Source organism: Corallococcus exercitus, from assembly GCF_003611585.1.
In the GTDB taxonomy this organism is placed as follows: Bacteria; Myxococcota; Myxococcia; order Myxococcales; family Myxococcaceae; genus Corallococcus; species Corallococcus exercitus.
On the sequence record NZ_RAVW01000118.1, the window covers coordinates 1 to 23,242 of the forward strand.

The window sequence follows — 23,242 nt, forward strand, 5'->3', positions numbered from 1 at the left end:
CTGCGCATGTCTCGTGGGCTCGGAGATGTGTATAAGCGACAGGGCGGGAACGGCGGCGGTTGGGGCGGTGGCTCCGGCGGCGGCCACGGCGGCGGCCATGGCGGTGGCCACCGCTGAATGAAGTGACGGCGGATGGGCCGGGTCAGACCTCGACCTGGCCCATCAGCCACGTCTCCAGCTCTCCCAGCTCGCGCTCCTGCGAGGGGTGACGGGCACGGACCTCGGCGACGGCCTGCTGCATCCCGTTGCGGCTGTGGGGCTTGCCGGTGAGCGCCGTCTGCAGGTCCTGCACGAGGTCCGGGTAGAGCGCATCCGAGAAGACCTGCGCGCGGGTGACGTGTCCGTTCTCCGCGTCGACGTGGACCTCGAAGAAGCCCCACGACAGGTACTCCACCATCTGGTGGCTGAAGCGGGGCGCGTTGCCGAAGCGCCAGTCCCACGACGCGTAGTGCTCGAAGGTGCGCTTGAGCGACGGCTGGCTCTCCAGGAACGAGGGCTCCAGCAGCTCCGGCTCCGCGGTGCCGCCGTGGAAGTCGCAGAAGGCGCCCATCATCGCCTTCACCAGCGCTTCATGGGAGGCCTCCGACTGGAGGTCGCGGATGTTCATCACCCGCGAGCGCACCGACGCGCTGCCCTTGGACTCCAGCTTCTTCGGGTGCGGCGTGAGGTAGTTGGCCAGTCGCGACAGGTTGGCGTGGATGAGGAACGTGCCGTGGTGGAAGGCGCGGTCCTTCGTCTCGCGGTACGCGCTGCCGCTGATCTTCCGGGGGCCGTCCTCCAGCGGAATCACCAGGTCGTTGCGCCCGGACGCCTGCGCGGTCACGCCCAGCCGCTTCAGCGCGTCCAGCAGGATGGTGACGTTCGCCGTCTTGTTGTAGCCCTCCTTCGCGGACAGGAACGTGAAGCAGGTGTTGCCCAGGTCATGGAACACCGCGCCGCCGCCGCTGGTGCGCCGCGCGAGGAAGACCTTGTCCTCCTCCATGCGCGTGAGGTTGCACTCGGACCACGGGTTCTGGTTGCGGCCGATGACGACGGTGTTGTCGTTGCGCCAGAGGAAGAGCGTCTGGGTGCTCGGGTCCAGCTCGCGGAAGATCCAGTCCTCGGTCGCGAGGTTGAACCAGGGGTTGTAGGTCTCCGACAGGAGGATGCGGACGCGCGGGGCTTGAGACATGGCGCGGAGCATAACCGGGCTTGTGTGCCGTCCACCGGGAGACATCCACCCCGTCCCGGGGGCGATGGCTTCGCGGGCCGCCCCACCGGAAGACTCCGGGGCGTGTCGGGCGCAAGGCGGTTCGCGCCAGGGGGCGACCATGCGTGGAGTGTTTTCCCTGTCACGTCCGCGTGCGGGCGGGCCGGTGGTGCTGTGGGGTGGGGCACAGCCATCCGGCAGCCTCAAGTACCTCACCTTCGCGCGCTACCTGGCCGCGATGCCGCCGGGCTCGCGCGGGCTGGTGGAGCTGTCCGGCGCATCGAGCGCGCTCGCGCTGGACGTCCTGGGCCGCGAGCGGGGCCTGCCCACGGTGGCGGTGACGGACGCGGCGGGCGAGACATACCTGCGCGCGCACGGCTTCCAGGGGCAGGTGCGCCAGGCGGGCTCGATGGCGGACATGTTCCACCAGGCCATGGTGCTGGAGCGCGACGGCTGGTGCTGGCCCCGGCAGCTCACCAACCGGGCCCTGGTGTCGTGCGTGGAGGCGTGGGCGGCGGGGCTGCGCGCGCAGGTGCGGGAGCGCTTCCCCATGGTGCGGCACGTGGTGTGCGGCTTCGGCACGGGCGCGACGCTCGTGGGCCTGGCGCGCGTCTTCACGGCCGGCGGCTGCACCGTTACCGGCCTGCAGCCCGCGCCCGCCAAGCCGTTGCCCGGCTGGCGCACGTGGGAGGCCCAGAACCTGGGGGCGGAGGACCTCTTCTTCGAACACCAGCCGCGCATGCCCCTGGCCACGGCCGCGCCCGCGCCGGACCCCTTCACCGCGCTCCTGGAGTGGGCCCGCTCGCAGCCGCACCCGGAGCGGGTGCTCGTCATCGCGCACAACGCCCGGGAACCGGACATCGCCCGGGCCTGAAAGGGCCGCACGCCTACCGGTGCAGCGCTTCCAGTCGCGCCCGCACGGCGGCCACTCCGTCGCGCGGGAACGCGGGCACGTGGGACAGCTCGCGCTCGGCGAGCCGCAGGAGCGTGCGCGCCAGTGCCGGCGAGTCGCCTTCCAGGGCGCGCGCCAGCTCGCCACCGGTCTCCGGATACACGCGCTCCACGCGCCGCACCGGATCCAACCCGTCCAGCAGCGACGCCTGGGGCGCGGGGACGTGGCGCGCGAGCAGCAGGCAGAACAGGCGCACCGCTTCATCCAGCCGCGCGCGTCCGCTGAGCCCCTCGCCGCGCGCGTGGCGCCCCATGCCCACCAGCACCTGCGTGAGCCATTGCCCGAACAGCCACGCGTCGTCCGGTGCCGTGCGCTGGAGCTCCACGGTGGTGTCCCGTGCACGCGCGTCCATGCGCTCCGTCACGCCGCCCTTGTCCAGCAGCACGCGGTAGCGGTTCACGCGCGCGAAGGACAGCTCCTCCAGGTCGAACACCGCGAACTCCAGCAGGTGCCCGTCCCGGTACACGACCTTGAGGCCGTGCGCCGTCTCCCGGAACACCAGCGCCACGTCCTCCGCGCGAGGCAGCCAGCTGCGTTCATGTCTCAATGTTTCAGCGTGTCCGGGCCAGGCGATGACGAAGAAGTCGTGGTCGCTGAAGTCATCCGGCGGGTAGTCGCGCGCCGCCATCGAGCCCAGCGCCACGAGCCCCCGGAAACGGCCGTCCGCGTCAGCCCTGCGCGTCAATTCCGTGGTGAAGGCCTGATAGGCGGCGGTGTCCAAGGGCGTACTCCTCTGGAAGGGCCCGCAGGCTGCCATTCCGACGCGGGGCGTTAAAGTCTGACCTGACCCTGAGCTGACATGCTTTTCAGTTAATTCAGAGGTTGGCTTGATTTTTATCAGGGGCTCGCCTTATGGGCTGATTCGCGGGTCAATCCCTTCGATGATCCGCACTCCCCCATCAGGAGCCTGTATGCGAAACGCCGTCCGGACCCTCGTTCTGACTGTCGCGGTTCTTGCCATCTGGGCGCAGCCTGCCCGCGCGGATACGTACACGCAGACGAAGTACCCCATCGTGCTGGCGCACGGCATGGCGGGTTTTGATTCGCTGTTCGGGGTGCTCGACTACTTCTACGGCATCGAGTCGTCGCTGAAGTCGGGCGGCGCGAAGGTCTACATCACGCACGTTCCGCAGTTCAATTCGACGGAGGCGCGCGGTGAGGCGCTGCTGGCGCAGGTGCAGGACGTGCTCGCGCGCACGGGCGCGGCGAAGGTGAACCTGATTGGCCACAGCCACGGCGGCCTGGACGTGCGCTACGTGGCGGCGGTGCGGCCGGACCTGGTGGCGTCCGTGACGACGGTGGGCTCGCCGCACAAGGGCGCGGACCTGGCGGACTACCTGCGCAACCACCTGCAGGGCGGGTCGTTCACGGAGAGCGTCCTGGCGTACTTCGCCAACAGCCTGGGCACCGTGCTGGGCCTGCTGTCCGGCCACACGCAGCCGCAGGACGCCATCGGCGCGCTGGCGGCGCTGAGCAAGACGGGCACCTCCGCGTTCACCGCGAAGTTCCCCGCGGGCGTCCCCACCACGTCCTGCGGCAGCGGCGCGGCGACGGGCACCCTGGGCCAGCGCTACTACTCCTGGTCCGGCACGGATCCCTTCACCAACCTGCTGGACGCGTCTGACTACGCCCTGAAGCTGTCGTCCTTCTTCTACAGCGGGTCCAACGACGGCCTCGTGGGCCGCTGCAGCTCGCGCTTCGGCACGGTCATCCGTGACGACTACGACATGAACCACCTGGACGAGGTGAACCAGGTGCTGGGCCTCACCGCGTTCTTCACCAACCCGGTGTCCGTGTTCCGCAACCAGGCGAACCGCCTGAAGACCGCGGGCCTGTAGTCCCGCAGGAGCGCCCCGCCATGAAGAGCCGCGCCGTCATTCTCGTGGTCGCGCTGTGCGCCCTCCTGGGTGCCGGCGTCTTCTCGTGGTGGAAGGTCCGGGCGGAGGACGTGCCCGGACCCGCTGTCCCGCCGTCCGCCGTTCCCGTCGCGCAAGGCTCCGTGCCGCGCGCGGCGTCCCCCGCCGTTCCCGGCGCCGCCCCGACGGCGACTCCGGCTCCGAATGCGCCGCTGCCTCCGCTACCCGGCTCGCTCCAGGACACGGAGGAGGACGGCGCCGTGCTCGTGGACGCGTCCGGGCACCTGGTGCCGAACGCGGACCTGCGCCGCTTCTTCGACTACTACCTGTCCGCCACCGGCGAGGAGCCCGCGTCGCTCATCCGCGAGCGCATCCTCACTGCGCTGCGGGCGAAGAAGCTGCCCTCCGCCGCCATGGATGAAGCGGTGCAGGTGCTGGACGACTACCTGTCCTATCTGGAGGCCGCCCGGGGTCTGGCGTCGAAGGGCTCCGCGGCCACGATGGACACCGCCGAGCGACTGGAAGCCCTGCGCAAGCTGCGCCGGGAGCACCTGGGCCCGGGCGCGGCCGACGGCCTCTTCGGGAAGGAGGAGGCGGTGGACGCCGTGGCCGTGGAGCGGCTGAAGCTGATGAAGGACGCGTCGCTGACGAAGGAGGAGCGCGAGCGGCGCATCTCCGAACTGGAGGAGCGGCTTCCTCCGGACGTGCGCGCCAGCCGTGAGGAGGCCGTGCGCCCGTTGCGGCAGCAGGCCGTGGAGCAGGAACTGCTGGCGGCGGGCGCGACGCGGGAGGACCTGCACCAGCACCGCCTGTCCACCGTGGGGCCGGAGGCCACCGAGCGGCTGGAGGCGCTGGACGCGGAGCGCGCGCAGTGGAAGCAGCGGCTGGCGGACTTCCGCGCGAAGCGCGAGGCGCTGGGCCGCGCGGAGCCGGATGCCACCCGGCGCCAGGCCGCGGTGCAGCGGCTCTTGTTCGACTCGTTCACCCCGGAGGAGCGCCTCCGGGTGGAGGCCGCGGACGCCATCGACGCGGCGTCCGGTTCCCCAGGCTCCGGCGGCGGGTGAGCGGTCGCTTCAGGAGATCTTGAAGGGCTTCAACTCGCTGACCTCTTCGAGCAGCAGCGGCTGCGCGTGGAGGTACGCGGTGGTGCGGCGCTTCTGGTCGATGTCGTCGTAGACGCGCTGGATCTGCTGCGGCGTGAGGCCCATCTCCGGGGAGACCTCCTCGGGGGTGACGCCGTGGTTCTTCGCCCAGAGGATGAGGTCCAGCTGCGAGTAGTGCACGGAGAAGTAGAAGTCCTCCTGCGACTGCTCCAGGCTGAACGTGTCCGTGGTGGGCTCGCGGTTGAGGATGCCGTCGATGACGCCCAGGTGCCGCGCGAGCTTGTACGTCTGCGTCTTGTAGAGGCTGGCGATGGGCTTCACGTCCGCGGATCCGTCGCCCAGCTTCACGAAGAAGCCCTGATCATACTCCAGGCGGTTGGGCGTGCCGGACGCGGCGAAGTTCAGCCGGTCCGCGTGGAAGTACTCCATCATCTTGCGCACGCGCTGCTTGAAGTTGGTGGCGGCGACAATCTGCACGTAGGCCTGGGGCGTGAGGCGGAAGCGCTGCTCCTGCCCGTCCACCTGCACCACCACGTAGAAGACGTTGAGGGCGTCCGTGTTGAGCCGGTCGCCGTGCATGACGATCTTCCACTTCATGTCCGGCTGGAACGCGGGGAACACGGAGCGCACGGCCGCGTCGCGCTGCGAATAGCACCCGGCGGCCTCCAGCACGGGCGCGATGTCGTGCAGCGTGTACTGGATGCCCAGCTTCTCGCAGAGCTCGCGGCCCAGCTTGGAGGACAGGCCGCTGGAGTCGCGCTCCGGCAGCAGCAGGCCGAAGACGCGGTCCGGCCCCAGCGCGCGCACCGCCAGCGCGGCGACGCACGCGGAGTCGATGCCGCCGGAGACGGCGACCACCAGCCCGCGCTTGCGCAGCTTCTTGAGGACGGCCTCCTTGAGCCCGTCGGACAGCGACGCGGCCTTGGCCTCCCAGTCCAGTTCCAGCACCTGCTTGGAGAACTTCATCGTCACGGCGACCTCGATTCAGGGGAAGAGAGTGAAGACAGCACGCGCGTGCGCAGGTCGGCCTTGAGCACCTTGCCGGTGGGCCCGCGGGGGAGCGCTTCGGTGAACAGCACGTGGCGCGGCACCTTGTGGGCCGGGAGCGCTTCGCGACAGAAGCGGCGGAGGTCGTCCTCCTCCGCGGTGGCGCCGGGCTGGAGGACCACGGCGGCGCACGCGGCCTCTCCGCCCAGGTCGTCCGGCACGCCCACCACGGCGACCTCCAGCACGGCCGGGTGGCGCGCGAGGACGTGCTCCATCTCCGCGGGGCTCACCCGGTGGCCGCCCACCTTGAGGATCTCCTTCGCGCGGCCGACGAGGAAGAAGAAGCCGTCCGCGTCGCGCCACGCGAGGTCACCCGTCCACAGCCAGCCGTCGTGGAGGATGGCGGCGGTGTCGTCCGGGGCGTTGAGGTAGCCGGGGGTGACGTTGGCGCCCTTCGCCACGAGCTGGCCCACCTCACCGTCGGGCAGCGGCGTGCCGTCGTCCGCGACCACGGCCAGCGTGACGCCGGGGATGCCCTGGCCGATGGAGCCCGCCTTGTCGGTGGCGCGCGAGGGCGGCAGGTAGGAGAGCCGCGCGGTGGCCTCCGTCTGGCCGTACATGACGAACAGCTCCGCCGGGTGGAAGGCCTCGCGCGTCCAGCGAATGGTGTCCGGGGACATGCCGCCGCCGGCCTGGGTGAGGTAGCGCAGCCGGAGCTTCGCGAGGGAGTCCGGCGCGGCCTGGCGGCGCAGCAGTTCGAAGGTGAGGGGCACGCCCGCGAAGCCGGTGCACGCCTCGGTGGCCATGGCCTCCAGCACGACCTGCGGGTACATGAAGCGCGGATCCAGGAACACGGAGCCGCCCGCGAGCAAATGCGTCTGGAGCACGCTCTTCCCGTAGCAGTAGTGCAGGGGAAGGATGAGCATGGCGCGGTCGCGCGGCGTCAGGCCCAGGTACTCCACGATGGAGCGCGTGTTCGCCGCGATGTTGGCGAACGTCTGCACGACGCCGCGGGGCGTGCCCGTGCTGCCGGACGTGTAGACGATGGACGCGTGAGCCTCCGGGGTCAGGGAGGGCAGGGCGGCCAGCGGTGTGGCGCCGGCTTCCGGATCCACCTCGCCGTCCTCCTGAAGCCAGGAGCATGAGGCGGGCTTCAACAGCCCGAGCATGCGCTCCGGGGGACGGGAGCCGTGCACGACGAAGAAGTGGCCAAGCTGCGAGCGGCCCGTCCAGCGCCGCGCGTCCTGACCGAAGATGACCGCATGGCGGGCACCCGTCTGCGCGAGGATAGTCGCCAACGAGTCCGCGCCCGTCTCGCGGTCCAGCTCCACGGCGCAAGCCCCCAGGGCCTGCACCGCGAGCCCCGCGACAGCGGCCGCACAGCCCAGGGGCAGGGCGATGAGGACGCGTGCACCGGGCTCCACACCTGCCGCGCGCAGCTGTCCCGCGAGCTTCAGCATCCGCGCTTCAAGCTGGGCGTAGGTGAGCCGCGCCCACGGAGAGTCCACCGCCGGAGCGTCTGGCGTTGCCGCCGCATGACCACGAACCCACGAGGGCGCGGTATCCGCGTGCGCGCTCATGCCGTCTCCCGCTGCACATGCGCCGACGGCGACATGCGCGGCGCGTGCTCGCTCACCACCACGGGGCCTGAAGGCGCGCTCACGCCGCCTCCAACTGCACGGCGTCCACGTCCGCCTGCGGCACGGGCTTCGGCTTCAGAAAGTGATGCGCCAGCAGCTGCGTGGACGCCACGGCGAACAGGGCCATGGTGTCCGCTTCGCTCTCCGCGGAGTTCGGCGCGCGCAGCTTCGCGACCAGCCGCTCCACCTTGCGCGCGTCGAAGACGCCCGTCGCGGACACCGCCTCCGGGGCCAGCAGCTCGCGCGCCCACGCCGGTGCATCCGGGCCCACCAGCGCTCCGGCGATGGGGGCGCGATAGGGGAACTTGCTGCGCTCCAGGATGGACGGCGGCACCCGGCCCTTCGAGAAGCGCTTGAGCAGGTGCTTCTCGTCCAGCCCCCGCAGCCGCAGCCGCTCCGGCACGCGCGCGGCGAACTCCATCACGCCCGTGTCCAGGAACGGGAAGCGCCCCTCCACCCCGTTGCCCAGGAGCATGCGGTCGCCCTGCGCGGACAACAGATAGCCAGACAGCAGTGTGCGCGCCTCCAGGTACTGCGCGCGCGCCAGCGGCCTCCACTTCGCCACCGCCTCGGGCACCGTCGCGAGCACCGACGCCACCGGATCCTCGTCCGCCACCTTCGCGGCGAACTCCGGCGCGAGGAAGCGCAGGATGCGGCCGCTGTTGCCCCACCGCACCAGGTGCGAGAACCCCAGCGCGTCCGGCGTCTCCAGCCCCGTGCCGAAGAACTCGCGCAGCAGCTCCACGCTCTGCTGGCTCACCGACAGCGTCGGGTACAGCCGGCGCAGGAGCAGCGGCCGGTACTTCGACGCCGGCTGGCGCGCCCAGAACTGGCGCACCTTCGTCTCCTTGAAGAGGTCGTAGCCGAGGAACATCTCGTCCGACCCTTCCCCGGTCAGCACCACCTTGATGCCGTGGTCCCGCACCCACCCGGAGAGCCGCAGGAACGGCGCGGGCGCGGAGCGCATCATCGCCTGCTCCGCGTGGAAGATGACGCCCGGCACCAGCGCGCCAATGTCCCCGTCGCGCATCTCCACCACGCGGTGCTCGGTGCGCAGTTGCTCCGCCACCGTCGCCTGGTGCGTGCGCTCGTCGAACCGCGCGTGCGCGAAGCCCACGGAGAACGTCCGCAGCGTGCCCCCCAGCTGCTCCTGCGCCAGCGAACACAGGAGGCTGGAGTCCAGCCCGCCCGACAGGTACGCCGCCACCGGCACGTCCGCGCGCAGCCGCAGCCGCACCGCCCGGTCCAGCACCGCGCCCAGCTCTTCCAGCAGCCGGGGCGCGTCCGCCGCATCCGGCGTCACGCCGAAGTCCAGGTCCCAGTAGCGCTGGAGCGTCAGCGCCCCGTCGCGCCACTTCGCGATATGCGCGGGCGGCAAGAGCGACACGCCCTCGAAGGACGTGCGCGGCGCCACCGGTGCCCAGAGCTGGAACGTCTGCTTGAGCCCCCGCGCGTCCAGCGAGGGCGTCACGAGCCCCCCGGCGAAGAGCGCCTTGGCCTCCGACGCGAACGCCAGGTGTCCTCCCGGCAGCTGCGCGTAGAACAGCGGGCAGATGCCCACGCGGTCGCGCGACATCCACAGGGTGCGGTCGCGCGGGTCCCACAGCGCGAATGCCCACTGGCCCTCGAAGCGGCGCACGCAGTCGATGCCCCACGTGAGGAACGCCGCGAGGATGACCTCCGTGTCGGAGCGCGTGCGGAAGGCATAGGCCCCCGACAGCTGCTCGCGCAGCTCCACGTGGTTGAAGATCTCCCCGTTGAAGACCACGGTGAGGCCGGTGGCCTCGTCACGCATCGGCTGGTGGCCGGAGGCCAGGTCGACGATGGACAGCCGCGCGTGCCCCAGCGCGGCGCCGTCCAGGAGCAGGGCCCGCTGCGCGTCCGGCCCCCGGTGCTTGATGCTGGCGGTCATGCGGCGCAGCCGGTCGGCATGAAGCGCCGGACCCGCGGCGTCACCCGCCGGGAAGGTGAACCCCGCGATGCCGCACATGGGCGTCTCAGCTCGCCTTCGCCAGCGACTGCTTGCGGTCCACGAAGGCCACCACGCGCGACAGCGAGTCCAGGTTCTCCGGCACCAGCTCCTTGTCGTCGAGCTTGATGTGGAACTCCGTCTCGATGAACGCCACCAGCTCCATCATGCCCGTGGAGTCGATGAGGCCCTTGCGCAGGAACGAGTCGTCGTCCGCGAAGTCGTCCACGAAGAAGGTGTCGATGATGAAGGTGCGAAGCGTGTCACGCGTGCTCATGGAGAGGTCCTGTCTTTCAAAGCGGGGTGTGGAAGGGCGATGCGGAAACAACGCGCCCGGCGCCATTTGCTGAGCGCCGGGCGAAAGGAAGAGGGGGCCCGTCAGGAGCCCGTGGCCTCGCGGGCCACCAGGTCCAGGCTCATGCTGCGCGCCGGGTTGCCCATGGCGAGCGAGTCCGGAGGCACGTCCTGCGAAACGATGCTGCCGGCGGACACCACCGACCGCGCGCCAATGCGCACGCCCGGCAACAGGATGGCGCCGTGGGCCACCCAGACGTCGTCCTCGATGATGATGGGCGAGATGCGCTGGCCATCCCGGTCGCTCACGCGCACGAAGGACGCGAACATGCACCGCGCGCCAATCTGCACCGACTCCCAGGCCTCCACCGACGCGCCGTAGTTGAACTGCGTCTCCGAGCCCACCAGCAGCCGCGCGTGCTCGTAGCAGACCACCGACGTGGGCAGCATGCCGCCCAGGAACGTCAGCTTGTCTCCGAACTCCGCGTGGCCGTCGTTGCGCGCGGCCACCTGGCCGTACGCCGCCACGTCCCGGCCCATCTGGAAGGCGCGGAACAGCCAGCGCGCCCGCGCGACGGCCACCATGCGCTCGGCACGGGGGAACACCTCCGTACGGACCATCTGGAGGCTCGCGCGCGCCAGCTGGAGCGCCTCTTCGCGGGAGGGGATGGCGGGCTTCATCGCGCCACCTCGCGCCGCAGCACGCGCGCGGGAGAGCCGCCCACCGTCACGCCCGGCGGGATGCGGCGGGAGATGACCGTGCCGGACGCCACGCTCGCGCCCTTCTGCAGGTGCGCCCCCGGCAGCAGGATGGAGCGGCTGCCCACCGAGACGCCTTCCTCCACAACCAGCGGCACCGACTGCGGCCGCGCGTGCCGGTTGCCGCGGACGGGGTGGTACATGTTGTCCATCAGCTTGCACCACATGCCCAGGCGGCTGCGCGCGCCCAGCGTCACGAGCGACTGCGCTTCAATGGAGCTGCCTCCCTCGATGGTCACGTCGTCTTCAATCACGATGCGTCCCCCCCGCTGCGCGTGCAGCTCGATGGGCGCCATCCGCGCATCGAACACCACACGGTCCCCGATCAGGATCTCCCCCCCGCCGTGAATCCAGACACGGCCCCAGACGGTGGGGGTGGCGCCCACGGCTTCACAGCGGCGCAGCTTCAAACGCGCGACGGCCGGCCCCATGCCGAGCATCATCATCAACGGAAGGCCCATGGCTCAGGGACCGGCCTTCGCGGAGGCGGGCGCCTCGCGCGGCGTCTCGGGCAGGGCCGCCAGGAAGGCGACGAGCGCGGAGGCCACGCGCGCCTGCCCCTGCGCGTTGAGGTGCCCGCCGTCGTCTGAGTACGCCGGCACCAGCGCCGGATACGCGCGGCCGTTCACCTCGTATGTCTCGCGGGTGCCGTCCGCCTGCGACGACTCCAGCGCCGCCAGGTCGAACAGCGGCTCCTTGCCGCCGTAGGCCTGCCGCATCAGCGCGTTGAAGGCCTCGCGCGACACGTTCTCCCCGACACCGAAGACGGGGCGCCCGCGCAGCTCGTTGAACCAGGCCTTCGCCCCGCGCTGCACCGTGGTCAGCGGCGCGGTGACGTGCACGAAGGTGACGCCCGGGTGGCGCGACTTCAGCCCCGCGAGCGTGGCGCGGTACTTCTCGAAGAGGGCCTTCGCGTCCGTGCTGGCGTTGAAGTCGATGTAGCAGAACTTCATCAGCGCCACGTCCACCTGCTTCGCGACGCCTCCGTCCAGCAGTCGCTCGAAGTGCGCGAGCTTCGTCTCCGGCTGCTCGTTCTGGCCCACGAACGCGTGCGCCAGCGTGCCCTGCGGAATCGTCGCGCTCGCGTCCTTCACCTCCACGATGGCGGGCGCCGTCGCGTTCGGCGAAGGCAGCAGGCCGCGCACGCCGTCCAGGATGTTGCCGCCCACCGACTGGTGGCCGAAGAACACGCGGCGGTGCGACAGCCGCTCCAGGCCCACGAGGGTCGCGTCTGGCTTTGCCTCCGCCGTGGCCGCCGCGCTCTGGGGCAGGGCCATCAGCAGTGCGCCCGGGAGGAGCAGGGCGCCTAATCGCGCGGGAAAGCCACGAATGACTTGCATGTGTGAACCTTTAGACCTTTCCGGCTCCGAGCGTCAAAGCCCCTGGCGGCGCGGTTGGATGCATGCCTTCCAGGCCGCCTGGAACTCCAGGACAGAGGGTCGTGACTGCCCCGGAGCCGGCTGGGGGAAAGCCGCTACTCGTGCGTCAGACCGAAGAGGGCCCGAAGCCTTCCGAGGATGCGGCCCGCTTCCGGCGAGTGGTCCGGGCCACCACCAGAAGCCTGGGCCACGGCGCGCAGCTGGGTGCGGCGCTGGGCGAGGAGCGCGGAGAGCTGCCGGGCGAGACCCGGATAATCGGAGAACAGGCGCGCGAAGGTGGGCCGGTCCAGCTCCAGCAGCACGGAGTCCTCGAGCGCCACGACGGTGGCGGCACGGCGCTCTCCGGTGAGCAGCGACATCTCCCCGATGTAGTGGCCCGGCCCCAGCCGGGTGATCTCGGACTGGAGCGTGCCGGCGCGCACGCTGACCTCGCCGGAGGCCACGACGTAGAAGGTGCCGCCCTCGTCGCCCTCCTGGATGATGCGCTCGTTGCGGCCGAAGCGGCGCACCACCACCTCGCACCGCAGGCGCTCCAGCTCCTCCGGGCCCAGCGGCGCGAAGAGGTCCACCTGGCGCAAGAGCTCCCGCACCGTGTCGTCCGCCAGCTCGCGGCGGCGGTGGCCCGTCTCCCGGCGCAGGGTCACCGTGCGCTGGGCATGGGGCAGCTCCAGCCCCTCGCGGCGCAGCCGGTACCACAGCCGCGTGTGCAGCTCCTCCTTCACGGTGTCCGACATCGCGAAGTCGTTGAGGAAGACGCGGATCATGTACTGCGCGTTGGAGTCCGTGAAGGCCACCGTGCGCGCGAGCGGCGGCGGCTGCACCAGCACCTGGGGAATCTCCCGGGCCACGTCCAGGAGCGCCTGCTTCACCTGGTTGGGCGGCGCGTCCAGCGACACGCCGACCTGCATCTCGATGCCCACGGGCTCGCGGTGCTGGGTGAAGTTCTTCACGTGCTCCTTGCCCACCATGCTGTTGGGCAGGGTGATGACCTCGCGCCGGAAGTTGGCGATGCGGATGGAGCGCCACCCGATGTGCACCACCCGTCCGGTGTGCTCGCCAATGCGGATGAAGTCGCCCACCTCGAAGGGCCGGTCCAGCTGCAGCGACAGGCCCGCGAAGAGGTTGCCCAGCGTCTCCTGGAGCGCCAGACCGATGACCACCGTCAGCACCGCGGACGTGGCCAGCAGGCCCGCCAGGTCCAGGTTGAGCTGGCTCTGGAGGATGGGGACGGTGGCGAGCGCGTACAGCGTGAAGTCGATGACGTCGCGGAGAATCTTGGGCGTCGTCACCGGCGAGCGCATCCGCACCAGCTTCAGCGCGAACGCCACCCCGGCCCGGATGACGCCGTAGGCGAACGTGAGCATCCAGCCCACGTGCACGAACTTGTACAGGCCCTCCGGCGTGGTGGCCTCCGGCAGGATGCGCGAGACCAGCCGGAGCACCAGGAAGGCGAGCAGCATCCGGACCGCGCCCCGGAGGTCGTCGCGCAGGTCCGGGTCGCGCGTGGTGCGCTGGATGCTCAGCAGGAGCACCGTCAGGACGGAGCCCGCCAGCAGGGGGAGGTGGCCTTCGAGGAAGTTCAGCACGTCCGACGAATCAGACCGGCGGCGCGCGCACGGGTCAAGGTGGCGGTTGACGGGTGCCCTCCGAGCGGAGATACACGCCCCCCATGACGCTTGCCTCGGTGCAGGGACAGCCCCGCGCGATGGACGCGCTCCAGTCCGCCTTGCGGTCTGGCTCGGTGCATCACGCCTATCTGTTCGCCGGGCCGGAGGGGGTGGGCAAGGAGCTGGCCGCGGTGGGGCTGGCCCAGGCCCTCACGTGCCCGGAGGCCCCGGAGGTGGGCTGTGGCAAGTGCACCAGCTGCGTGCGCATCACCAAGGGTCTGCACCCGGACGTCACCTGGGTGATGCCGGACGACGAGCGCGTGTCGCGAGGACTCGCGGGCCGCTCCGACTTCACCGGCACGCCCAGCCGGGAGCTGCGTGTGGAGCAGATAAGGCAGCTCCAGGAGCGGCTGGCGCTGCGCGGCCTGGAGTCCAAGCGCAAGGTGGCCATCCTGGTCAGCGCTGAGCAGATGAACGTCCAGGCGCAGAACGCGTTCCTCAAGACGCTGGAGGAGCCGCCCTCGGAGACCACCCTCATCCTGGTGGCGAGCGCCATGGACCGGCTGCTGCCCACCATCCGCAGCCGGTGCAGCAAGGTGTACTTCGGTCCGCTGCCGGTGGACCTGGTCGCACGGCACGTGCAACAGGAGCGCAAGCTGGACGCGGATACCGCCGCCCTGGCCGCGGTGATGTCCGGGGGCAGCCTGGGCCGCGCGCTCGCGCTGGACGTGGACGCGCTGAAGGAGCGCAAGGACGTCCTCACCGCCTTCGAAGCGCTGAGCGGCGATGACATCCCGGCCCTCCTGCGCTTCGCGGAGGCCCACGGCGGCTCGCGCGAGGACGCGGACACGGCGCTGGAGCTGCTCATCCTGTGGACGCGGGACGTGTCGCTCGCGAAGGCGGGGGCGCAGGACGCGATGGCGAACCGGGACCTGAAGGCTTTGGCGGAGGAGGCGGCGAAGCGCACGTCGGAGGCCGCGCTGCACCGGCGGCATTCGCTGCTGGAGTCCGCGCGCACGGCCATCGGCTCGCGCAACGGCGCGCCCCGGCTGCAGCTGGAGCGGCTGCTCATCGAACTGTGCGTGGAGGGCCGATGAGCGCGGACATGGACGAGGTGCTGGCGGAGGTGAAGGGCGGCAAGGTGTGGCCGCTGTACCTCCTGTGGGGCGAGGAGTTCCTGGTCAGGAAGGGCGCCGACGAGCTGGTGAAGACGCTGGTGCCGGACGCCGCCATGGGGCTCAACCTCGCGGTGCTGGACGCGGCCTCCCCGCGCGAGGTGGCGCAGGAGCTGGCCACCATGCCGCTGTTCCCCGGGCGCAAGGTGGTGCTGGTGCGCGACCCGGAGTTCCTCGCGCCCAAGAAGGGCAAGGGCGACGCGCTGGCCAAGGCGCGCGACGCGTGGAAGGCAGGCAAGCGCAAGGAGGGCGCCCGGCGGCTGCTGGCGCTCGCGGGCCGCGCGGGCTGGGGCGTGGAGCAGTTGGATCCCCGCGTGCCCGGCGCGCCCACCGTGGAGCAGTGGAAGGACGAATTGAACGTGGACCTGGCGGAGGCCGACCTGGCCTTCCTCCAGGAGGTCGCGGCCTTCTGTCGCGACGAGCGCATCAGCGCCCCGGAAGGGGACGCGTCCGCGCTGCTGGAGCTGCTCCAGAAGGGCGTGCCGCCGGGGCACGCGCTGGTGCTGGCGGCCACGGACGTGGACTCGCGCAGCCCGCTGCTCAAGTTCGCGCAGGACAAGGGCCGCCTCTTCGAGCGCAAGGTGGCCGCGCGTCACAAGGACCTGGACCTCACGGAGATCGCCAGGGAGTTCCTGGTCCCCTTCAAGAAGAAGCTGGGGCCGGGCGCGCTGGAGGGGCTGAAGGAGCGCATCGGCGGCAACATCCGGCTGCTCCAGTCGGAGCTGGAGAAGCTGGCCGTCTACGCGGAGGGGCCCACCATCGAGGCCCAGCACGTGGCGCTGCTGGTGCACCACGCGCGCGAGGAGGAGTTCTTCGAGCTGACGGAGGCGCTCCAGAAGCGCGAGCTGCGCGATGCGCTCTCCTACGCCGAGGACGCGATGGGGCAGGGCACGCACGCGCTGCAGCTGTTGGGCGCGGTGGCGTCCATCGTCCGCTCGCTGCTGGAGAACCACGCCTGGCTGGAGAAGTACGCAGGAGGGCAGCCTCCGCGCACCGGCCGGGACGTGGAGGCGCGCATCCTCCCGAAGCTGGAGCAGGAGCTGAAGGCCACCAAGCGCAAGACGCCCAACGCGTGGGCGCTCGCGTTCGGCATGCAGGCCGCCGCGCGCTACGAGCGCCGCGAGCTGCTCAATGCCCTGGTGGCGTGCGCGGACGCGGACCTGGCCCTGAAGTCCTCCGCCAGCGGGAAGCTCGTCATCGAACGGCTGTTGTGGACGGTGTGCACCCGCGCCTGAAGGGGCCCGGGTGGAAGGAGCCGCCATGGCGGACAAGCGACGCTTCGACCTCTTCGCGGACCTGCTCGTCACGCGCTTCCCCCAGGCCTCGCGCGTCTATGACATCGCCGGCGGGATGGGGAAGCTGAACGAGTCCCTCACCCAGCGCGGGCGCACGGTCACCACCTTCGATCTGCGCCACAAGCACCTGCCCGTGCGCTACGCCCAGCGGCTCTTCACGCTGGAGGAGCCGTGCGAGGCGGAACTCGTCGTGGGCATGCACCCGGATGGCGCCACGCGGATCATCATCGAGTACGCCGCGCGCCACGGGTTGGGCTTCGCCGTCGTTCCTTGCTGCTCCGACAATGGGATGCCCTACAAGCCGTGGATGCGGCACCTGGCCGACGTGGCCCGCGACGCGGGCTTCACCACGGTGGAGGAAGCCGAGCTCCCCATGGATGGCCGTGCGCGGGTGCTGCTCGGCGTGTGGCGCTGACGCACACCCCGCGAATTCGGGGACATCCTTTGCACAGCAAGAAAAAGCCGCCAACCGTGGATTGCCCGAATAGAGGACACACCCGGCGTGGACTGTCACGGTTCAGGACAGGGGCTCGCGTCCGGAAAAATCCCCAGCAAGAACGCGGGCTTGCGGCTCGTTCGTAACATTTGCTTCCACATTACAGAAGATGAACTGGGCGCTGATGTGCCAGCTGCGTTTCAGCGCCTTCCGTTACTGCGAGGTATTTCGCGGGCTTAATGAGTTGGCCTGAAGAATGCTGAAAGGAGCGCTGCCCTGGCGACCACCCCCTTGCGCCGGGCAGGAGGCAGTACCTTGGTTCGCACTCGTTTCGTTTCAGCCCTGCTGGCCTTTCCCCTCATCGCTTGTGGCGTCGGGGAGATGGACTCCAACACGCAGGACGGCCAGCAGAAGCCGGATGAAGTGGCGGAAGTGCAGAACGCCCTGAGCGTGATTCCGGGCGCGCAGATCGTCGGCACCAACAGCGATGGGACGCCGCACACCATCCAGGGTCGCCTGGGCCAGGCGGACCGCCCCCTGACGGGCTTCGCCGCCGCGGACGTGCACACGGCCATCGCCGGGTCGCTGCCCTCCATCGCGTCGCTGTTCCGCCTGAACGCCTCGGACCTCCAGGTCCGCCGCATCTCCGTGGACGACCAGGGCACGTCGCACATCCGCTATGCGCAGACGATGAACGGTCTGCCGGTGGTGGGCGAGGAGCTGGTGGTGCACGTGGACCGCTCCGGCGCCATCTTCGGCGCGAACGGCTCCGCTCGCTCCGGTGGCTCCGTGTCCGCGCGTCCGCTGGTCGCCGCGGAGGCCGCCAAGACGTCCGCGCTGCGTGACACGCAGGGCACGGGCCTGGCCGCGGAGAGCGCGCGCCTGGTGTACGTGAAGGCCGAGCAGGACGGCCGCCTGCACCTCGCGTACGAGGTGAAGGTCACGGGCGAGTCCGCGTCCATGCCGCTGCGCGACCGCGTCTATGTGGACGCGCTCAACGGCGCCACGCTGCTGCGCGTTCCGGAGATCCACACCGCGCTCAACCGCAAGGTCTACAGCGCGAACAACACCACCACCACCCCGGGCACGCTCAAGCGCAGCGAGGGCCAGGCGGCCATCGGTGACTCCCATGTCGACATGAACTACGACATGCTGGGCTACACCTACGACTGCTACAAGACGAACTTCAACCGCGACTCGCTCAACAACGCGGGCCAGACGCTCGTCAGCACGGTGCACTACAGCAAGAACTACGTGAACGCCTACTGGGACGGCACCCAGATGGTGTACGGCGACGGCGACGGCGTGAACTCCATCGAGCTGGGCAAGGACGCGGACGTCACGGTCCACGAGCTGACCCACGCCGTGACGGAGAACGAGTCCAACCTCACGTACTCCGCCCAGTCCGGTGGCCTCAACGAGTCCATGTCCGACACCTTCGGCGCCATCTGCGAGAGCTGGAAGTCCGGCACGTGGAGCACGGCGGCGGACATCTGGAAGGTCGGCGAGGACGTGTGGACCCCCGGCACGGCCGGTGACGCGCTCCGCTACATGGACGACCCGGCGAAGGACGGCGCGTCCATCGACTGGGCGCCGAACTACTCCGGCCAGGACGTGCACTACACCTCTGGCGTCCCGAACCTGGCGTTCGCGCTGCTGTCGAAGGGTGGCACGCACCCGCGCGGCCGCAGCTCCATCGTCGTGACGGGCATCGGCGTCCAGAAGGCCGCGCAGATCTGGTACTACGCCAACACCAACCTCTACACGGCCAGCACCACGTATGACCAGGCCAAGACCTGGACCATCCAGGCCGCCGCGGCGCTGGGCTACGACGCCGCCACGCAGGCTTCCGTGAAGGCCGCCTGGGAAGCGGTGGGCGTGGGCGTGACGGTTCCGCCCCCGACCTGCACCCTGCTGACCAACGGCGTGGCGAAGACGGGCCTGTCCGGCGCGTCCGGTTCGTCGGCGTACTACTGCATCGACCTGCCGGCCTCCAAGGCGTCCACCTACGTCATGAGCGGCGGCACGGGCGACGCGGACATGTACATCAAGTTCGGCTCCGCCCCGACGACGACCTCGTACGACTGCCGTCCGTACCTGTCCGGCAACAACGAGTCGTGCTCCGCGGCGGCGAAGACCGCTTCGGGCCGCATGTACATCATGCTGCGCGGCTACTCGTCGTACAGCGGCACGTCGCTGAAGGCCACGTACTAAGCCCCTCGCGCGGGTCCGGCGTGAAGCCACGCCGGGCCTCGTGAAGGTCACCTTCCGCCTCCGGGGCTCGCGTCCCGGGGGCGGTTGTCTTTTGCGGGCCTCCCCGGGCGGCGGCCGGGGGAGCGGCCTGCTTGGGGTCCGCCGTGCGGGAACGGGGTAGGGTGGCCCGACTTCGCACGCGGGAGCTTGCATGGGGCGGCGGCTGGGCCTGGTGTTGCTGACGGTGGTGGTGGCTTCAGGAGGCCTGTCGTGCCACCGGGAGACGCGCGCTTCTCGCACCTGCGTGGTGCTGTCGGTGGGCGGCACCAAGGGGCTCGCGCACGTGGGCGCGCTGGATGCGCTCGTCGCCCGGGGCGTCCCCATCGACTGCGTGGTGGGCAACAGCATGGGCGCGGTGGTGGGCGGCCTCTACGCCTCCGCGCCCGGGGACAACCTGCGCCAGCGCTACCGGGCCTTCTTCGCGGCCTATGAAGACGAGACGCGCCGGACGACCGCGGCGCGCGGCGCGGTGGGCGCGGCCGTGGGCCTGCTGGCGGTGCTGATGTCGGGCGGCGCGCTGGGACCGGCCGTCGCGGCGGGAGCGCTGGGCGCGGCGAGCGGCGCGGCCTCCGTGCCCCGCTTGAGCCACGAGCGCTTCACCCATGTGCTGGAGCGCTTCTACGCGGGCGCGCGCGTGGAGGACCTGCCCGTGCCCTTCGCCACCTTCCACCAGGAGCCGCTGAACGGAGGCATCCAGCTGGTCACCGTGACGCGCGGCCCGCTGTCGGAGGCCGTCGCCGCGAGCGCCGCCAACCCGCTCCTGTTCGAGGACGCGTCGCTGGAGCGCATCGACCCGGGCGCGGACCGCGTGTCCGCCACGCCCGTCCATGACGCGTGTCAGCTGTTCCCGGGCGCGCGGCTCATCGCCATCAACGTCACGGGCGAGCCGGCCTTCTACCGCTCCGACCTGGGCTGCGACGTGCGGGAGGTCCGCGTGGACGTGGCCATGCCCCCGCCGGAGGCCTTCACCGGCCGGGGCCCCGCCTTCGAGGCCACCTACGACGCGGGCCACGACGCGGTGATGCGCGCACGGCTGGACTGAGAAGCGGCAGGGCCCTTCAAGGCGCCGTGAGCAGGCCCGTCACGTCCCGCCAGCCGCCCTGGCAGGGGGCGTTGTCCGTGGCCAGGTAGTGCCCCACGCGGCCGGGTGCCAGCGCGACGATGGCGGACGAGCGCGTCCCGTAGCCTTCCGTGTGGATGCACAGGGCCTGCAACTGCTGGAGGAAGTCCGCGGGCAGGTCGTTCTCCGCGAGCGCCCCCGTCGCGGCCTCCCGGGGCGGCAGGGCATGGTCCGCGAGGGCCGCCTGGAGCCCCGTCACCAGCTCCGGCCACGGGCGCTTTGCCACGCCTTCAGCCAGCGCGTGCGCCCGCTGGACCTTGGGCAGCGCCAGGTTGTCCAGGTTGTCGTTGGGCAGCACGTGCACGCCGGCCGGGACGTCCTCGTGCAGCAGGTGGGCGTGGCCCGGCCGCGCGTAGGCCACCCGCAGGGTGCGGGCGTCCCCGTAGAGGAGGTTGAAGGGAAGGAACTCCGGGGCGGGCAGGGTGCCGAGGTAGCGCTCGATGGCCTCCACCGAGCCCGCCTGGAGGGCCCGCAGCACCACCTCGCCCCGGGAGCGGGGGGCCAGGCCCAGGCTCCGGGCCCCGCGCTGGTTCGTCAGGGCGACGACGACTCCCTCGTGGGTCACCCCCATCCACGTGCCGCCCCGCTCCACGTCCTGGCCGCCCACCACGCGTGGGGACTCGGAGAGGACCTTCGGCCCGTGGGCCGGGCGCGCGTAGAGCTCATCCCGGTTGGCGGCGAGGACCAGCGGCCACTCGGGATGGACGTTACGGAGGATCAGGACGGTGCACATGGCGTCCGGTCGATAACATCCACCTTCGTGCCATGCACCTCCCCGGCGTGCATGTTGGCGATGACCTCGTATCCCCGAGCGGCTATGGTCCGCCGCCCTCAGGAGAGTCCCATGGCGGAGAGAACCCTCGTCACCAGCGCCCTTCCGTACGCGAACGGCGCCGTCCACCTCGGCCACGCCGTCGAGTACATCCAGACGGACATCTACGTCCGCTTCCTTCGCTCGTGCGGCCAGGACGTCGTCTATTTCTGCGCGGACGACACCCACGGCACGCCCATTGAAATCAACGCCGCGAAGCAGGGCATCCCGCCGGAGCAGTTCGTCGCGCGCTTCCACGACGAGCACCAGCGCGACTTCCGCGACTTCGACATCCGCTTCGACTACTTCCACTCCACCAACTCGCCGGAGAACCGCCACTACGCGGAGCTCATCTACGGGCGCTTGAAGGACGCGGGCGACATCGACCGCCGCGACATCGAGCAGACGTACTGCGAGAAGGACAAGCGCTTCCTGCCGGACCGCTTCATCCGGGGCACCTGTCCCAACTGCAAGTCGGCGGATCAGTACGGCGACGCCTGCGAGAAGTGCGGCAAGACGTACAACCCCACGGACCTCATCGACCCGAAGTGCGCGCTGTGTGGCACGCCGCCGGTGCGCCGCAACTCCGTGCACCTGTTCTTCAAGCTGTCGCGCCACGCGGACTTCCTGCAGGAGGTCCTCAAGCGCCCCGGCTTCATCCACCCGGGCCTCGCCACCCAGCTCCAGGGCTTCTTCGAGAAGGGCCTGGCGGACTGGGACATCAGCCGCGACGGGCCGTACTTCGGCTTCGCGATTCCGGGTGAGACGGACAAGTTCTTCTACGTCTGGCTGGATGCGCCCATCGGGTACATCGCCACGACGGAGAAGTGGGCGAAGGAGTCGGGCCGCTTCCCGGACGCGCTCGCGTACTGGGGCAAGGACGCGCCCACGCGCATCGTCCACTTCATCGGCAAGGACATCGTCTACTTCCACGCGCTGTTCTGGCCCGCGGTGCTGAAGGTCGCGGGGTTCCACATCCCCAACGAGATCAAGGTGCACGGGCACCTGACCGTGAACGGGGAGAAGATGTCCAAGAGCCGCGGCACCATGGTGGCCGCGCGTGACTACCTGGACCTCCTGGACCCCAGCTACCTGCGCTACTTCTACGCGGCCAACCTGGGCGCGGGCGTGGAGGACCTGGACCTCAACCTCAAGGACTTCCGCCTGCGGGTGAACGGCGAGCTCGTCAACAACGTGGGCAACCTGGCCAACCGCGCGCTGTCGCTGCTGGCCGGGCCGCTGGAGAAGAAGCTCGCGCCGGGCCGCGCGGAAGGGGCGGGGCGCAAGCTGGTGGAGGACGCGCTGGCGCGCGTGCCGGAGGTGCGCGAGGCGTTCGAGAAGCTGGAGTACCGCAACGCCATCAAGGTCATCACCGAGATCGCCTCCACCGCGAACGCGTTCCTGCAGACGGCCGCGCCGTGGGCGCTGGTGAAGAAGGACGCGGAGGCCGCGCGGGCGGACCTGTCGGACGCGGCGGATGTGGCGTACCTGGTGGGCGCGCTGCTGGCACCGGTGACGCCGCGCGTGTCGGAGAAGCTGTTCGCGCAGCTGGGGGCGGAGCCGCTGACGTTCCAGGCGCTCGCCACCGCGAAGTACCCGCTGTTGGACCGCACCCGTCCGCTGGGCACGCCGGAGCCGCTGTTGCCCCGGCTGGAGGAGGAGCGCGTCAACGCCATCATCAAGGTCCCCGCGGGGACGCCTGCCGCCGAGCCCGCGAAGGCTGGGGGCAAGGACAAGAAGACGGAGAAGAAGCCCGTGGAAGCGAAGAGTCCGGAAGGCGCGCCCGCAGTGCCCACCACGCAGGCGTCCCCTGGCGCGGGGGCCGCGGAAGGCGCGCCCGCGGCCGACATCGAGTACGCGGACTTCGCCAAGGTGGTGCTGAAGGCGGGGCGCATCGTGGCCGCGGAGAAGGTGAAGGGCGCGGACAAGCTGCTCAAGCTGGACGTGGACCTGGGCGAGGGCTCGCCGCGCACCATCGTCTCCGGCATCGCGGAGGCGTACGCACCGGAGGCGCTGGCGGGCCGGCGCGTGGTGGTGGTGGCGAACCTCAAGCCGCGCAAGCTCAAGGGCATCGAGTCGCGCGGCATGCTGCTGACGGCGGGCTCGGGCGGCAAGGACCTGTCCCTGCTGGAGCCGGGCGACGTGCCGCCCGGCGCCGAGGTGAAGTAGCGCGGACGGTGGCATCCCGGGCGGCAGCCGCGCCACCTGGGATGCCAGTCCGCCTCACGCCCGGCGTCCCGGCTGGAGGCCTGTTGCCAGTCGAGTAGCAGGCAGGTCGGAGAGGGAGCACTCCCCTCCGGGGCCGGCACGTGGTGGGAACCCACGCCGCGAGCCTCGGATGACGGGAGCACGCGGGCGGTCGCTTCCGGGCCCTGCCGGAGGAGGGTAAGGCGTCATCCCGCTGAAGGGTTGGGGCG

General features: G+C 70.7%; 20 protein-coding genes. 9 read left to right on the top strand and 11 right to left on the bottom strand.

Features of this window, described 5'->3' with window-relative positions:
- Positions 1-142: 142 nt before the first annotated feature.
- Positions 143-1,171: a lipoate--protein ligase gene (lplA, locus tag D7W79_RS16715; RefSeq protein ID WP_120526393.1), complete on the bottom strand. Its 1,029-nt coding sequence runs from the start codon at positions 1,169-1,171 to the stop codon at positions 143-145.
- A gap of 139 nt (positions 1,172-1,310) precedes the next feature.
- Here lplA and D7W79_RS16720 point away from each other — a divergent pair, with 139 nt between their 5' ends.
- Entirely contained in the window at positions 1,311-2,063 is a 753-nt protein-coding gene (locus tag D7W79_RS16720) for a pyridoxal-phosphate dependent enzyme (protein ID WP_208729756.1), read from the top strand.
- A 13-nt stretch (positions 2,064-2,076) separates the two neighbouring features.
- Here D7W79_RS16720 and D7W79_RS16725 read toward each other — a convergent pair whose 3' ends face one another.
- Positions 2,077-2,862, bottom strand: coding sequence for a hypothetical protein (locus tag D7W79_RS16725; protein WP_120526375.1), 786 nt, complete (start codon positions 2,860-2,862; stop codon positions 2,077-2,079).
- A 190-nt stretch (positions 2,863-3,052) separates the two neighbouring features.
- Here D7W79_RS16725 and D7W79_RS16730 point away from each other — a divergent pair, with 190 nt between their 5' ends.
- Entirely contained in the window at positions 3,053-3,979 is a 927-nt protein-coding gene (locus tag D7W79_RS16730; RefSeq protein ID WP_120526376.1) for a lipase family alpha/beta hydrolase, read from the top strand.
- A gap of 20 nt (positions 3,980-3,999) precedes the next feature.
- Positions 4,000-5,061: a lipase secretion chaperone gene (locus tag D7W79_RS16735; RefSeq protein WP_120526377.1), complete on the top strand. Its 1,062-nt coding sequence runs from the start codon at positions 4,000-4,002 to the stop codon at positions 5,059-5,061.
- Between the two features lie 9 nt (positions 5,062-5,070).
- Here the strand turns inward: D7W79_RS16735 and nadE are convergent, their stop codons facing one another.
- From nadE to D7W79_RS16775, 8 genes are all read right to left on the bottom strand, one after another.
- On the bottom strand, positions 5,071-6,066 hold the full coding sequence (gene nadE / locus D7W79_RS16740) for an NAD(+) synthase (RefSeq protein WP_120526378.1): 996 nt from the start codon (positions 6,064-6,066) through the stop codon (positions 5,071-5,073).
- 2 nt (positions 6,067-6,068) lie between these two features.
- The gene (locus tag D7W79_RS16745; protein WP_120526379.1) at positions 6,069-7,667 is read right to left on the bottom strand and encodes a class I adenylate-forming enzyme family protein; all 1,599 of its coding nucleotides are present in this window, start codon (positions 7,665-7,667) and stop codon (positions 6,069-6,071) included.
- 79 nt (positions 7,668-7,746) lie between these two features.
- Positions 7,747-9,717, bottom strand: a complete 1,971-nt coding sequence (gene asnB, locus D7W79_RS16750) for an asparagine synthase (glutamine-hydrolyzing) (RefSeq protein WP_120526380.1) — start codon at positions 9,715-9,717, stop codon at positions 7,747-7,749.
- A 7-nt stretch (positions 9,718-9,724) separates the two neighbouring features.
- Positions 9,725-9,973, bottom strand: a complete 249-nt coding sequence (locus D7W79_RS16755) for an acyl carrier protein (protein WP_120526381.1) — start codon at positions 9,971-9,973, stop codon at positions 9,725-9,727.
- 101 nt (positions 9,974-10,074) lie between these two features.
- On the bottom strand, positions 10,075-10,671 hold the full coding sequence (locus D7W79_RS16760; RefSeq protein ID WP_120526382.1) for an acyltransferase: 597 nt from the start codon (positions 10,669-10,671) through the stop codon (positions 10,075-10,077).
- Positions 10,668-11,210, bottom strand: coding sequence for an acyltransferase (locus tag D7W79_RS16765; RefSeq protein WP_120526383.1), 543 nt, complete (start codon positions 11,208-11,210; stop codon positions 10,668-10,670). The genes D7W79_RS16760 and D7W79_RS16765 overlap by 4 nt, the downstream gene beginning before the upstream one ends.
- Positions 11,211-11,213: 3 nt before the next feature.
- Positions 11,214-12,089, bottom strand: coding sequence for a hypothetical protein (locus D7W79_RS16770; protein WP_120526384.1), 876 nt, complete (start codon positions 12,087-12,089; stop codon positions 11,214-11,216).
- Between the two features lie 134 nt (positions 12,090-12,223).
- Positions 12,224-13,714: a mechanosensitive ion channel family protein gene (locus D7W79_RS16775; RefSeq protein WP_120526385.1), complete on the bottom strand. Its 1,491-nt coding sequence runs from the start codon at positions 13,712-13,714 to the stop codon at positions 12,224-12,226.
- An 83-nt stretch (positions 13,715-13,797) separates the two neighbouring features.
- Here D7W79_RS16775 and holB point away from each other — a divergent pair, with 83 nt between their 5' ends.
- The 5 genes from holB to D7W79_RS16800 all read left to right on the top strand — a co-directional run bounded on the left by holB (position 13,798) and on the right by D7W79_RS16800 (position 19,936).
- Positions 13,798-14,832, top strand: a complete 1,035-nt coding sequence (holB, locus tag D7W79_RS16780) for a DNA polymerase III subunit delta' (protein ID WP_120526386.1) — start codon at positions 13,798-13,800, stop codon at positions 14,830-14,832.
- Complete coding sequence (gene holA, locus D7W79_RS16785) at positions 14,829-16,145, top strand: DNA polymerase III subunit delta (RefSeq protein ID WP_120526387.1); 1,317 nt, start codon at positions 14,829-14,831, stop codon at positions 16,143-16,145. The genes holB and holA overlap by 4 nt, the downstream gene beginning before the upstream one ends.
- A 25-nt stretch (positions 16,146-16,170) precedes the next feature.
- Positions 16,171-16,620 (top strand): hypothetical protein, encoded by a 450-nt coding sequence (locus D7W79_RS16790; RefSeq protein WP_120526388.1) that lies wholly within the window; start codon positions 16,171-16,173, stop codon positions 16,618-16,620.
- A gap of 336 nt (positions 16,621-16,956) precedes the next feature.
- Positions 16,957-18,855 (top strand): M4 family metallopeptidase, encoded by a 1,899-nt coding sequence (locus D7W79_RS16795; RefSeq protein ID WP_120526389.1) that lies wholly within the window; start codon positions 16,957-16,959, stop codon positions 18,853-18,855.
- Positions 18,856-19,045: 190 nt separating this feature from the next.
- Positions 19,046-19,936 carry a patatin-like phospholipase family protein gene (locus D7W79_RS16800; RefSeq protein ID WP_120526390.1) on the top strand — a complete coding sequence of 297 codons (891 nt, stop codon included), beginning with the start codon at positions 19,046-19,048 and terminating at the stop codon, positions 19,934-19,936.
- 16 nt (positions 19,937-19,952) lie between these two features.
- Here D7W79_RS16800 and D7W79_RS16805 read toward each other — a convergent pair whose 3' ends face one another.
- Positions 19,953-20,747 (bottom strand): NRDE family protein, encoded by a 795-nt coding sequence (locus D7W79_RS16805; RefSeq protein ID WP_120526391.1) that lies wholly within the window; start codon positions 20,745-20,747, stop codon positions 19,953-19,955.
- A gap of 111 nt (positions 20,748-20,858) precedes the next feature.
- On the opposite strand from D7W79_RS16805, the gene metG reads away from it, so the two are divergent.
- Positions 20,859-22,994 (top strand): methionine--tRNA ligase, encoded by a 2,136-nt coding sequence (gene metG, locus D7W79_RS16810; RefSeq protein ID WP_120526392.1) that lies wholly within the window; start codon positions 20,859-20,861, stop codon positions 22,992-22,994.
- The last annotated feature ends 248 nt before the right edge of the window (positions 22,995-23,242 follow it).